The organism is Stenotrophomonas sp. 57, assembly GCF_030291075.1.
Taxonomy (GTDB): Bacteria; Pseudomonadota; Gammaproteobacteria; order Xanthomonadales; family Xanthomonadaceae; genus Stenotrophomonas.
Genome location: NZ_CP127407.1, coordinates 1,517,667 through 1,530,514, shown reverse-complemented (window position 1 = coordinate 1,530,514; position 12,848 = coordinate 1,517,667). Strand labels below are relative to the sequence as shown.

Below are 12,848 nucleotides of genomic sequence, written 5' to 3'. Positions count from 1 at the left end.
GCGGCTGCGCTACATTCCCCCTATCGGACCCGATGGAGCTGGCATGAAGCGTCCCGCGAGCGACCTGCACGATCTGGCGACCCGGCGCCCCGAGTCACTTGAGGCGTACTGGATGCCATTCACCGCCAACCGCCAGTACAAGGCAGCGCCGCGTGTGCTGGTGCGTGCCGAGGGCATGCACTACGAAGATGTCGACGGCCGCCAGATCCTCGATGGCACGGCCGGCCTCTGGTGCTGCAACGCCGGCCACGCGCGGCCGCGTATCGTCGAGGCCATCGTCGAGCAGGCGCGCACGCTCGACTACTCGCCAGCCTTTCAGATGGGCTCGCCGCCGGCATTCGCGCTGGCGCAGCGGCTGGCCGCGCTGGCACCGACGCCGCTGAACCATGTGTTCTTCACCAGTTCCGGCTCCGAGGCGGTGGATACCGCGATGAAGATCGTGCTGGCCTACCACCGCCAGCGCGGCGAGGGCCAGCGCACGCGCTTCATCAGCCGCGAGAAGGCCTACCACGGCGTGGGTTTCGGTGGCATGGCGCTGGGCGGGCTGCCCAACAACCGCCGGGCGTTCGGCCTGCAGCTGGGCGGCGTGGACTACCTGCGCCACACCCTGGACCTGCAGCGCAACGCGTTCAGCAAAGGCCTGCCGCGCCAGGGCGCTGAACTGGCCGACGACCTGGAGCGGCTGATCGCGCTGCACGATGCCTCGACCATCGCGGCGGTGTTCGTCGAGCCCATCGCCGGGTCCGCCGGGGTGATCCTGCCGGCGCCGGGCTACCTGCAGCGCCTGCGCGAACTCTGCGACCACCACGGCATCCTGCTGGTGTTCGACGAGGTCATCACCGGCTTCGGCCGGGTCGGCATGCCGTTCGCCGCCCAGCGCTTCGGGGTCACTCCGGACCTGCTGACCTTCGCCAAGGCGGTCAGCAATGGCGCGGTACCGCTGGGTGGCGTGCTGGCCAGCGACGCCGTGCATGCAACCCTGATGCAGGCACCGCCACAGGCCATCGAGCTGTTCCATGGCTATACCTACTCGGGGCATCCGCTGGCCTGTGCAGCGGCGCTGGCCACGCTGGAGGTCTATGCCGAGGAGCGCCTGTTCGAACGGGCCATCGAACTGGGTGAGTACTGGCAGGAACGGCTGCATGCGCTGCAGGGCCTGCCCAACGTGATCGACATCCGCAACTTCGGGCTGGTCGGTGCGGTCGAGCTGGCGCCGCGCCGCGATACTCCCGGCAGCCGTGGCTATGATGTGTTCCGGCGCTGCTTCCAGGACGGCCGGCTGCTGGTGCGCTGTACCGGTGACATCATCGCGCTGTCGCCGCCGCTGATCGTGGACAAGGCGCAGATCGACCAGATCACCGGCACGCTGGGCGAGATGATCCGGGCCACCGCCTGAGCCCGGGCCGGCGCTGGCGAGCGGGTACAATGGGCGGTTCCGCTCCCGCTCGCTGCCGTGCCCATGGATATCGTCGTCAAAGAAGAACTCAAGGCCTACATCGACCCGCTGACCGCGGACGAACATGACGCGCTGGAACGCAGCATCCTGGCCGAAGGTTGCCGCGATGCACTGGTGCTGTGGGGTAACGTGCTGGTCGATGGTCACAACCGCTTCGGCATCTGCCAGAAGCACGGCCTGCCGTTCAACACCGTGCAGAACACCCGCTTCCAGAGCATGGAAGACGTACACCTGTGGATGATCGAACAGCACCTGGGCCGCCGCAGCGTGTCCGACTTCCAGCGCGGCGTGCTGGCGCTGCGCAAGCGCGACATCCTGGCCGCCCGCAAGCAGGTCGAGCAGGCGCAGCTGCAGCGCGAGAGCGACGGCACCGCCGAAGCCGTCGAGGACGCCGGTGAGGACAGCCCGCCGTGGGAACCGGCACCGAAGATCAGCCGCGCCGAGCTGGCCCGCGAAGCCAAGCTGAGCACCAGCCAGGTCGGCATGATCGAGCGCATCCACGCCCAGGCTGCGGCCGAGGTGGTGGAAGCGGTGAAGGCCGGCATGATCTCGATCAGCGCCGCTGCGGCCGTGGCCGACCTGCCGGAAGAAGAGCAGCGCGCCGCCGCCGCCGGTGGCAAGGACGAGCTGAAGCAGGCTGCCAAGCGCGTGCGCGAGTCCAAGCGCAAGCCGCGCGCGCCGAAGCCGGAGCCGGCCGAGATGGACTTCGCGGAAGCGGACGAGGACGAGATCGCCAGCCGCGATGCCGAAGTGCTGTCGGCGCTGGAACAGCTGGGTGAGGATGCACCGGCCCTGCGCCGTCGCGTGGTTGCCCTGACCCGCGAGAACGACACCCTGCGCGCGCAGCTGGCCGCGCTGCGTAAACAGCTCGAAGCACTGTAACGGTCGCGTCACGCCGCTGTAGAGCCGAGCCCGTGCTCGGCTGCCCTGCGCGCGTCAAACAGCTGCCGAGCATGGGCTCGGCTCTACAGGCAGGCGTCACCAGGCTGCGGTTAGACTCGTGCAATGACGCCTGCCAACGATCCGCGCCGCGCCCAGCTGCGGCGCCTGAAAGCCCTCGCGCTGGGCCTGCTGCTGTTGATGCTGGCCGGTTTCGCGGTCAGCCACTGGCAGGGCGAGCGCGGCGTATGGGCCTGGGTCTCCGCCTTCTGCGAAGCCGCGGCCGTGGGCGCGCTGGCCGACTGGTTCGCCGTGGTCGCGCTGTTCCGGCGGCCCATGGGCCTGCCGATTCCGCACACCGCCATCATCCCGCGCAGCAAGGAACGCATCGGCGACAGCCTGGCGCTGTTCGTGCGCGACCAGTTCCTGGAGCCGGGTGTGCTGCTGGCCAAGCTGCAGGTATTCGATCCGGCCAGCCGCCTGGGCAGCTGGCTGGCCGACCCGGCACGCTCGCGCATGCTGGCCGACATGGCCCGCGGCTGGGCGCTGCAGGCACTGGACTTCTTCGACGAAACTGCCGTGCGCCGGCAGCTGCACGGCTTCGTGGTGGAGCAGCTGCGGCAGTGGAATGCCGCCGCCACCGCCGGCGATCTGCTGGCGTTGCTGACCGCCGATGGCCGCCACCAGCGCGTGCTGGACGAGGGCCTGCAACGGCTGGGGCGCTGGCTGGAACAGCCGGAAGTGAAGGAGCGCGCCTCGCAGCTGATCGTGCGCTACATCCAGCGCGAATGGCCGACGCTGTCGAGCACGGTGAACTGGGTCAAGCCGATCGACGAGATCGGCGACAGCCTGGCCGAACGCCTGGCCCGCGCGGTGCTGGAAGAGCTGCAGCAGGTACTGGCCGAGCCGCAGCATCCACTGCGCCAGGACTACGAGACCTGGCTGCAGAGCTACGTGCAGCGCCTGCGCGAGGATCCGGCGCTGGCCGGGCGCATCGAGCAGCTCAAGCAGGAAATGATCGATCATCCGGCCCTTCAGGAGTACGTGCAGGGGCTGTGGGCGCGCATCCATGCCAGCCTGCGCGCAGACCTGCAACGCGAGGACTCGGCGCTGGTCGGCCACCTGCAGCGCAGCCTGGGCTCGCTCGGTGCCAGCCTGCAGGCCGACCCCGCCCTGCGCGAGGCACTGAACCAGCACCTGATGGAAGGTGCGCAGCGCCTGACCGGGCGCCTGCGCGAGGGCGTGACCACGCATATCGCGCAGACCGTGAAGGGCTGGGACGAGCGCCACCTGGTCGAGCAGCTGGAACTGAGCGTGGGCCGTGACCTGCAGTTCATCCGCTTCAACGGCACCCTGGTCGGCGGCCTGATCGGCCTGCTGCTGCACGCGGCAACCGTCCTTTTCCGCTTCTGAATCCCCGTGTGGATCAGCGTCTGCACGGGAGCGGGCGCCGTCACGCTTGATTAACGAAATGCGAATGCCTATCATTTGCCAATCGGTTGTACGCTTAGCCAAGCGGGGCATGGAAGCTCGCACCCACCCGCCCCTTCGCCCGTGTACATCCCCCCGACTACCGGGTCGCCCGCTCTGCGCGGGTGGCGCACCGTCGATGGGACTCGCTGGGCGACGTGCGCGGAAAGCGCGGCTGCTGCGTCTGCGCATTCCATCGCCTGTTTCGTCCTGCATGGAATCGCACCGATGGCAATGCCGCTGAACCTCCCTCGTCCCACTCTGCTGGCCCTGGCCGTGACCGCACTGATGATCGCTCCGCTGGCACACGCCGACGGCACCGCCGAATCTTCCGCGCGCACGCTGGATACCGTGAAGGTGACCGCCGACGGCGAGATTCCCAACAGCTACACGGTGAAGAACGCGCGCAGTGCGACCAGGCTGGACCTGTCGCTGCGCGAGACGCCGCAGTCGGTGACGGTGATCACCCGCCAGCGCCTGGACGACATGAGCCTGTTCTCGCTGTCGGACGTGATGGGCCAGGTGACCGGCGTCAGCGTGTCGGTCACCGACAGCGAGCGCATCAACTATGTCTCGCGCGGCTACACCATCGACAATTTCCAGATCGACGGCATGCTCAATACGTTCGGTGGCTCGGTCAAGACCAACACCGACAACGTAATCTACGAGCGCATCGAAGTGGTCCGCGGCGCCACCGGCCTGACCACCGGCGCCGGCGATCCGTCCGGCACCATCAGCATGATCCGCAAGCGCCCAACCGACTCGTTCCAGATGGGCGCCAACCTCACGGTGGGACGCTGGGACAACCGCCGCCTGGAAGCGGATCTCGGTGGTCCGGTTGCCTGGGACGGACGCATCCGTGCGCGCGTGGTCGCGGCCAAGCAGCAGAGCGATTCATTCCGTGATGTCTATTCGCTCGACAAGGATGTGTTCTACGGCATCGTGCAGGCCGACCTGAGCGACAGCACGCTGTTCGAGGTGGGCTACGAATACCAGTCGCCCCGTACCAGCGGCGTGACCTGGGGCGTGGTGCCGTACTGGGGCGCCGATGGCGCGCCAGCCAACCTGCCTCGCTCGACCAACCTGTCGGCCTCGTGGAGCGCCTGGCCGATCATGGAGAAGACCCGCTTCGCGCGGCTGGAGCAGCAGCTCGGCAACGGCTGGTCGGTGAAGGGTAACCTCAGCCACGCGGTGCGCGATACCGATGGCAGCGTCTGGTACGGCGCTGCCGGCAATCCGCGTGCCGATGGAACAGGCGTCACGGCCTACATCGCGCACTTCAACGAACACAGCACGATGGATGTGTTCGACGTCAACGTCGGTGGCCCGTTCCAGCTGCTCGGTCGCGAGCATGAACTGGTGTTCGGCCTGGGCCAGTCGGTGCGCAAGGGCGAGTCGGAAGACACGGACTCCGACTACGACGATGCCTATGCCGTGGTGCCGGACTGGCGGCACTGGACCGGCAATGTGCCGGTGCTGCCGGTGACACGCCTGGGCAGGCTGTCTTCGCAGAATGAACTGCGCCAGCGCGCAGCCTACGTTGCCGCGCGCCTGCGCCTGGCCGATCCGCTGCTGGCGGTGGTCGGCGCGCGCTACGGCAGCTGGGAAACCCGCAGCTGGGCCTATGGCTACGATGCCAATGGCAACCGCAACCGCATCACCCGCACCGGCTACCGGCCGGACGACATGCTCACCCCGTATGCCGGCCTGGTCTACGACTTCAATTCGATCTTCAGCGGCTATGTCAGCTACACCGACATCTTCAAGCCGCAGAACTATCGCGACCGCAATGGCAACTACCTGGAGCCCGTGGTCGGCAACATGTACGAAGCAGGTGTCAAGGCCGAATTCTTCGGCGGCCTGCTCAATGCCTCGGCCGCCGTATTCGAGGGCAAGCAGGACAACGTCGCCGAGATCGATGATTCGGTGCCGGTGAACTCGCTGCCCGACGGCAGCCAAGCCTACCGCTCCACCGGCAAGGGCAACAAGGTCAAGGGCTGGGAGATCGAAACCCAAGGCAGCATCGGCGAGCAGTGGAACATCTCGGCTGGTTTCGCCCACACCGTCATCCGCAACAAGGACGGCGTGCTGCAGCGGACTACCGCCCCGCAGGACACCTTCCGGCTCAACGCCAGCTGGCGCCCCGGCGGTATCGACGGCCGCTTCTGGCTGGGTGGTGGCGTGACCTGGCAGAGCCGCATCTGGAACAACAGCACCAAGCCCGATCGCAGCAAGGCCAGGATCACCCAGGACGCGTTCTACCTCGTCAACCTCGCTGGCGGCTACCGCTTCAACGAGAACTTCAGCGCCCAGCTGAACATCAACAACCTGCTGGACAAGAAGTATTTCAACAACGTCGGTTTCTACAACGGCGTGTACTGGGGCGAACCACGCAATGTCACCGTGACGCTGCGCTGGAAGCTCTGACCCTGATGGATGGCGCCGGTTCTGCGACCGGCGCCCGGCCACGGATGGCCAACCCCGGTGCGCTTCGGCGCGCCGGCCTTCTTCCTTTGAACCCTGCAGGAATGCCGTGGACCGCTCGCCCGCAACCGCCAGCCCCCGCACCTTCTTCTCCAACCCGCGCTGGGGCGTGCTGTCACGTTCGTTGGCCGCGATCTTCGGCGGCTATGCGCTGGCCTCTGTGACCAGCGTGTTCTGCGCGGTGGCGTTGCCGGGCGCGCGCGGCCAGACCGTGCTGACCGGCATGCTGCTGGCGATCCTGGTCGCCGCCTGCGCCGCACTGTGGGCATTCGCCACCCGCAGCGCGCTGCGCGCCTGGGTCGGCATCCTCGCCCCCGCCCTGCTGATGGCCGGCGTCGCGCGCCTGATGGGAGCCTGGGCATGAAGAACGGATTCCGCCAGTCGATGGCCTGGCTGCACACCTGGACCGGCCTGCTGGTCGGCTGGTTGCTGCTGCTGATCTTCATGGCCGGCACCGCCAGCTACTACCGCGAGGAAATCAGCCGCTGGATGCGCCCGGAGCTGCCGGCCAACAACGTCAGCATCGACGTGGCCGCGCAGCGCGCGGTGGACTACCTGCAGGCCAACGCCGGGCAGGCCGAGAACTGGTTCGTCACGCTGCCGCAGCCGCGCAACCCGGCCATGCAGATGTTCTGGCGGCTGCCGCCGGAACTGGCCAACCCCAGTCGTGGCCGCCGCGGTGGCTTCGGCGATGCCACGCTGGACCCCAACACCGGCCAGGCGTTGAAGGCGCGCGAGACCCGTGGCGGCGACTTCTTCTACCGCCTGCACTTCGACCTGCACTACATTCCGGTGCTGTGGGCGCGCTACCTGGTCGGCTTCTGCGCGATGTTCATGCTGGTGGCGATCATCACCGGCGTCATCACCCACAAGAAGATCTTCAAGGACTTCTTCACCTTCCGCAAGGACAAAGGCCTGCGTTCCTGGCTGGATTTCCACAACGTCAGCGCAGTGATGGCCCTGCCGTACCACGCGATGATCACCTACACCGGCATTGTGACGTTGATGATCATGTACCTGCCGTGGGGCGTGAAGGTGGCCTACCCGCAGGACGAGGACAAGTTCTTCTTCGAGGCCTTCGGCGGCATGCCGGAAGTGACCGCGCCGGCCGAAGGCCGCGCTGCGCCGCTGCCGATCGCACAGCTGCTGGACAGCGCACGCGCGCATTGGCACGGCGTGGAAGTGGCTGGTTTCACCGTGTCCAACCCGGGCGCAGCCAATGCGGTGATCGACATCCGCCAGCGCGATGGCAAGCGCCTGTCCACCGACACCCCGGCCGTGCGCTACGACATGATCAGCGGCGCGTTGCTGGAAGAAACACCGCCATCCGGTGGTGCCACCGCCACCCGTGGCGTGCTGTACGGCCTGCACCTGGCGCGCTTCGCCGACTGGGGCCTGCGCGCACTGTTCTTCCTGTCCGGTCTGGTGGGCTGCCTGATGGTGGCCAGCGGCGTGGTGCTGTGGGCGGTGAAGGAACGACCGAAGCATGCCAAGAGCGGGCGCACCGGCTTCGGCCTGCGCCTGGTCGATGCGCTGAACATCGGCACCGTGGCTGGCCTGCCGATCGCCTTCGCGGCGTACTTCTGGGGCAACCGCCTGCTGCCGCTGGACATCGCCGAGCGTTCCAGCGCCGAGGCCAACGTGTTCTTCTACGCCTGGGGTGCGGCGTTGCTGGCCGCCTTCATCTGGCCCAAGCGGATGATGTGGGCGTGGCAGCTGTACCTGGGCGCGGCCGCGTTCGCGCTGATCCCGGCGGTCAACGCACTGACCACCCATGCCCACCTCGGCATCACCCTGCGCAACGGTGACTGGGTGCTGGCCGGCGTCGACCTGTCGATGCTTGCATTCGGCGCGATGCTGGCGCTGTGTGGCTGGCGCATGCAGCGCTGGACGCCGCCGCTGAGTGCGGCCGAGAAGAAGAAGCGTGCGGCGGCTGCGGCTGCACCGAAGGCATTAGTAAACGCTGCGGAAGCGGCCGAAGCGGAGGCCAGCGCATGATGTTGCTGGCACTGACGCTGTCGTTCTCCGCGTTCACCGCGCTGTCGCTGGCGATGGAGAAACACCAGCACGACCTGCATGGCAAGGCCGCTGCCACACCGGCGCAACGCACGCGGTGGCGGGTGCTGGGCTGGGTGCTGCTGACGGTCGCGTTCGCACTGTGCGTGGTGGACCACGGCTGGGCAATGGGCCCGGTGCTGTGGCTGGGGGCGATGACCCTGGGTGGCATGGCGCTGTCGTTCGGGTTGTACCCGTATCGACCAACGTGGATTGCGCCGCTGGCGATCGCGCTGCCGGTGGTCGGGCTGGTGGTGGGGTTGCTGTAGCCGCAGGACGGGGTCTGCGTCATCCACGCATGGCGTGGATCTACAATGGCTGCATGGATAGCATGATGCAACGGACGGCTGGAATCGGCTTCTTTTCCCGGTTGGGTGAAACACTGCCCGCAACGGCCGGCGTCGTCGCCGTTCGGTCGCTGGCCGAAGCACTGCGGACCATCGATACCGGTGGTTTCGAATGGATGCCCACAACACTGGGCGATTCGGATCCGTTTCACGGCGCCCTGCCCCGCACCCCCGAACTGGCCGTCGCCCGACGCGAACTCAACCGGAGTTTGATGCGCGCGCTTTCGGCACTGGATCTGCCGGCACTGCGCTGCGGTGCGCATGACCTGCACCTAGTGGCGCGCGATGGAGCGATGTTCGCCTTCCGGCAACGCCTCCTGGAAACGCACCTCGGCCTGCCGGCGCACTGGGAACCCGTGCTTGCGCTGTACGAACGGGGGCATTGGCCGCTGGCCCACGCGCCGGGGCGCTTGCTGGTTCTGTAGAGCCGTCCATGCAGGGCATGGATCTACCCGGCCCACGCTCGCCGGGCATGGCCCGGCGCTACCGTTCTGCGCGCACGTGGGTAGTGCCGGCCGCTGGCCGGCATCCCCTTTCGGCTGGAATTACCCCAACCGCTTCAGTTCCCACGCGCGGTGGATGCGCGCGTTGCGCTCGAAGTCCGGGCCGATGGTGCGCGCGGTGATCTCGCGGCACTGGGCAAACTCGGCGATGGCGTTCTCTTCCAGCTTGAAGCGGCGGAAGTTGTTGGAGAAGTACAGCACGCCGCCGGGCGCCAGCCGCGCCACCGCTGCGCGCAGCAGCTTCAGCTGCTCGCGCTGCACGTCGAAGTCGTCGGCACGGGCGGAGTTGGAGAAGGTCGGCGGATCGCAGAAGATCACGTCGTACTGCCCACGGTCGCCTTCCAGCCAGGCCATCGCATCGGCCTGCACCAGCAGGTGCTGGTTGCCGCCCTGCCCGTTCAACGCCAGGTTGTCGTAGCACCACTGCAGGTAGGTCGCCGACAGGTCGACGCTGGTGGTGCTGGCGGCACCGGCCACGGCGGCCTGCACGCTGGCCACGCCGGTGTAGCAGAACAGGTTGAGGAAGCGCTTGCCACGCACCTGCTCGGCCATCATCCGGCGCAGCGGGCGGTGGTCCAGGAACAGGCCGGTATCGAGGTAATCGAACAGGTTCACCTGCAGCAGCGCGTTGTTCTCGCGCACCACGATGAACTCGTCACGCTGCTCGAAACGGCCGTACTTGCTGCCGCCCTTGCCGCGCTCGCGCGACTTCATCGAGACCTGCTCCGGCGGCACGCCGAACACTTCACGCGCGGCCGCCAGCAGTTCGTTGCGGCGGCGGCGCACGTCGTTCTCCGGAATCGCCGCCGGTGCGGCGTATTCCTGCACATGCAGGAAGGTGCGGCGCTTGCCACCGTCTTCCTCGTAGACGTCGATGGCCGCCGCGTACTCCGGCAGGTCGGCATCGTAGGCGCGGAAGCAGGTGATGTCCTCGCGGGCGCGCCAGCTCTTGAACTTCTTCAGGTTCTTGCGCAGGCGGTTGGCCACCATCTGCGCACCTTCGCTCAGCTCGCGCGGCTGTGCCGGGTCGCGGCCCGGTACGGCAATCGGGTCGCAGACGATCAGCGCGCATTCCAGCGCACCGTTGAACATCTGGTACTTCTTGCCCGCGCGCAGGCCGGTGGCGAAGGCCAGTTCGTCGTTGCCGCACAGCAGGCTGGCACGCCACTGCGGCACGGCCTTCTGCAGGGCATTGCCCAGTGCGCGGTACAGCGCCGGATCGGCGGCCAGGCGCTCGTCGTACGGCGGGTTGCAGACCACCGCGCCGATCTCCTGTTCGGGCGCAGCCAGGTCAGCCACGTCGGCACGGGTGAAGCGGATCGCGTGGGCGACGCCCGCCACTTCCGCATTCTCGCGTGCCGCCTGGATCGCGGTCGGGTCGATGTCGCTGCCGTGGATGACCGGCTTCAGCGCAGCCAGGCCAGCAGCTTCGCGGTCACGCGCTTCACTCTGGATCGCCTTCCAGGCGGCCTTGTCGAAGCCCAGCCAGCGGCTTGGCGGCAGGCTGCCATGGCGCATCAGGCCGGGAGCCACGTCGGCGGCCATCAGCGCGCCTTCGATCAGCAGCGTGCCGCTGCCGCACATCGGGTCCAGCAGGCCCCCCCCGGCGGCGTGCAGGCGCGGCCACTGCGCGCGCAGCAGCAGCGCGGCGGCCAGGTTCTCCTTCAGCGGTGCCTCATGGGCGGCGCCACGCCAGCCACGGCGATGCAGCGGGCCACCGCCGAGGTCGATCGACAGCGAGGCACGGCCCTTGCGCAGCGACAGGTTGACGCGCACGTCCGGCAGGTCGGTGTTGACCGACGGGCGCTCCAGGCCTTCATCGCGCATGCGGTCGACGATGGCGTCCTTGATCCGCTGCGCGGCGAAACGCGCATGGGTGATCTTGTCGCCGGACACGTGCGCGTCCACCGCCAGGGTCATTTCCGGCTTGATGTGCTCGTGCCACGGCAGCGCACGCACGCCGTCGTACAGCGCCTGTTCGTCCGGGCACTCGAATTCGTCGATCGGCCACAGCACACGGCTGGCCAGGCGCGACCACATCACGATCCGCAGCGCCTGCTCCAGTTCGCCCTCGGCGTTGACGCCGGCAATGGTGGCAGTGGCCTTGCCAAGGCCCAGGGCCGACAGTTCGTCGGCAAGCAGGTATTCCAGGCCCTTGGCGCAGGAGACGAAGAATTTCACGGGATCGGTTCGCAGGTGGTCGGGCGCGGCACAGGGGCCGGGCCGGTCGGAAAGGAGGGCCGTAGGGACGGCCAGCAGGCACGCGCCGGGGGCGCCGGGGCTGCCATTGTAGTCAATGCGGGCGGGCGCGCCGTGCGCCCGGGCTTCACAGTTGCCGCAGCAGGCGCTCGAAGGCCTGCGCGGCGGCCTCCACATGGTGTTCCAGGCGGTGGCCGTCATCGACCAGCAGCAGCTGCGCGGCGCGCGCCTGCGCCCAGGCGATCACCCCGGCGGCCGGGACCAAGTCGTCATGCCAGGCCTGCACCACCGTGGTCGGCACCGCAGCGGCATCCAGCGCCGGCATCGGGCCCATGGTGGTCGGCGGCACCATCAGGAACAGGCCGGCCACCGGCACCTGCAGCGAGGCGATGGCGGAGATGTAGGCGCCCAGGCTCGACCCGGCCAGCACCACCGGGCCCTGCTGGGCGGCGATGGCGGCACGCTCGACCAGACGGCGCAGGCGGTTAGGCACGTCGCCCACCCGGCTGATCTCGCTCATGGCGTCCAGGTCGGTGTAGTCGGGGCGCTCGTGGGTCCAGCCCAGGCGCTCGGCAACCTCGGCCAGCGCGGTGACCTTGGTCGCTTCCGGGCCACTCTCGAAGCCGTGGGACAGGATGCAGTGGCCGCGGCTCACGCGCCGGCTCCGTGCGCGCGGTTCGACAAGGAAAGGGAAGGCAGGTTCATGACGCAATGCTAGCATCGCCTGATGCCCAACCCGCTCCTGCCCGGCCTGCAGCTGCAGCCCCTGCCCTACCAAGACCGTCTGCCACTGCGCGACCCGGCCACGCTGGAGATGGTGGTGATCCACTGCACCGAGCTGCCCGACCTGGCCATGGCGCGCGAGTACGGCGAGCGTGTGCTGTACGACAGTGGTGCCGGCAACAGCGGGCATTTCTACATCGACCGCGATGGCCTCGTGGTGCAGTACGTGGCACCCGAGCGCGTCGCGCATCACGTGCGCGGCATGAACGCGCATACGCTGGGGATCGAGCTGGTCAATACCGGGCGCTATCCGGCCTGGTTCGACAGTCGCCACCAGGCGATGGACGAGGCGTACACCGAGGCGCAGCTGCAGGCACTTGAGCAGCTGCTGCTGGCGCTGGTGGCGCGCTATCCGTCGCTGCGGCGCATTGCCGGGCATGACCAGCTGGACCTGGAGCAGGTGCCGGCCAGTGATGATCCGGCGCTGACGGTGGCACGCAAGCGTGACCCGGGGCCGTTGTTCCCGTGGGCGCGGGTGCTGGCGAAGGTGCCATTGCAGGGGTTGGAGTAAGCGGCAGGGCTGCGCCCTGCACCCGCAGAAGCAACGTCAACGTCAAGAGCTGGGGCCTTACGTGGGATGGCGGGGTGGGTCCGGTTGCGGGGGACGCCGTAAACCCATCCCTGGGGACTTGGCTGCGGCACCCATGCCGCGGACACCCCCGCAACCGGACC

General features: G+C 68.2%; 11 protein-coding genes. 9 read left to right on the top strand and 2 right to left on the bottom strand.

Annotated elements, in window-relative coordinates; translation table 11 throughout:
• Window positions 1–43: 43 nt before the first annotated feature.
• The 8 genes from QP512_RS06985 (at window position 44) to QP512_RS06950 (ending at window position 9,116) form a co-directional block, all read left to right on the top strand.
• Window positions 44–1,396, top strand: a complete 1,353-nt coding sequence (locus tag QP512_RS06985) for an aspartate aminotransferase family protein (RefSeq protein WP_286071488.1) — start codon at window positions 44–46, stop codon at window positions 1,394–1,396.
• 63 nt (window positions 1,397–1,459) lie between these two features.
• The gene (locus QP512_RS06980; RefSeq protein ID WP_286071487.1) at window positions 1,460–2,338 is read left to right on the top strand and encodes a plasmid replication/partition related protein; all 879 of its coding nucleotides are present in this window, start codon (window positions 1,460–1,462) and stop codon (window positions 2,336–2,338) included.
• A gap of 123 nt (window positions 2,339–2,461) precedes the next feature.
• Window positions 2,462–3,748 (top strand): DUF445 family protein, encoded by a 1,287-nt coding sequence (locus QP512_RS06975; RefSeq protein WP_286071486.1) that lies wholly within the window; start codon window positions 2,462–2,464, stop codon window positions 3,746–3,748.
• 285 nt (window positions 3,749–4,033) lie between these two features.
• Window positions 4,034–6,232 (top strand): TonB-dependent siderophore receptor, encoded by a 2,199-nt coding sequence (locus QP512_RS06970; RefSeq protein ID WP_286071485.1) that lies wholly within the window; start codon window positions 4,034–4,036, stop codon window positions 6,230–6,232.
• 106 nt (window positions 6,233–6,338) lie between these two features.
• Window positions 6,339–6,653, top strand: coding sequence for a DUF3649 domain-containing protein (locus tag QP512_RS06965; protein WP_286071483.1), 315 nt, complete (start codon window positions 6,339–6,341; stop codon window positions 6,651–6,653).
• On the top strand, window positions 6,650–8,287 hold the full coding sequence (locus QP512_RS06960) for a PepSY-associated TM helix domain-containing protein (RefSeq protein WP_286071482.1): 1,638 nt from the start codon (window positions 6,650–6,652) through the stop codon (window positions 8,285–8,287). The genes QP512_RS06965 and QP512_RS06960 overlap by 4 nt, the downstream gene beginning before the upstream one ends.
• Window positions 8,284–8,613 (top strand): DUF3325 domain-containing protein, encoded by a 330-nt coding sequence (locus tag QP512_RS06955; protein ID WP_286071481.1) that lies wholly within the window; start codon window positions 8,284–8,286, stop codon window positions 8,611–8,613. Before QP512_RS06960 ends, QP512_RS06955 begins: the two co-directional genes overlap by 4 nt.
• A 29-nt stretch (window positions 8,614–8,642) precedes the next feature.
• On the top strand, window positions 8,643–9,116 hold the full coding sequence (locus QP512_RS06950; RefSeq protein ID WP_286071480.1) for a hypothetical protein: 474 nt from the start codon (window positions 8,643–8,645) through the stop codon (window positions 9,114–9,116).
• Between the two features lie 120 nt (window positions 9,117–9,236).
• Here QP512_RS06950 and rlmKL read toward each other — a convergent pair whose 3' ends face one another.
• A complete protein-coding gene (gene rlmKL, locus QP512_RS06945) occupies window positions 9,237–11,375 on the bottom strand; it encodes a bifunctional 23S rRNA (guanine(2069)-N(7))-methyltransferase RlmK/23S rRNA (guanine(2445)-N(2))-methyltransferase RlmL (RefSeq protein ID WP_286071478.1) in 2,139 nt (712 codons plus the stop codon).
• A 145-nt stretch (window positions 11,376–11,520) separates the two neighbouring features.
• Window positions 11,521–12,048 (bottom strand): hypothetical protein, encoded by a 528-nt coding sequence (locus QP512_RS06940; protein WP_286071477.1) that lies wholly within the window; start codon window positions 12,046–12,048, stop codon window positions 11,521–11,523.
• Window positions 12,049–12,120: 72 nt separating this feature from the next.
• On the opposite strand from QP512_RS06940, the gene QP512_RS06935 reads away from it, so the two are divergent.
• Window positions 12,121–12,687 carry an N-acetylmuramoyl-L-alanine amidase gene (locus QP512_RS06935; RefSeq protein WP_286071476.1) on the top strand — a complete coding sequence of 189 codons (567 nt, stop codon included), beginning with the start codon at window positions 12,121–12,123 and terminating at the stop codon, window positions 12,685–12,687.
• The last annotated feature ends 161 nt before the right edge of the window (window positions 12,688–12,848 follow it).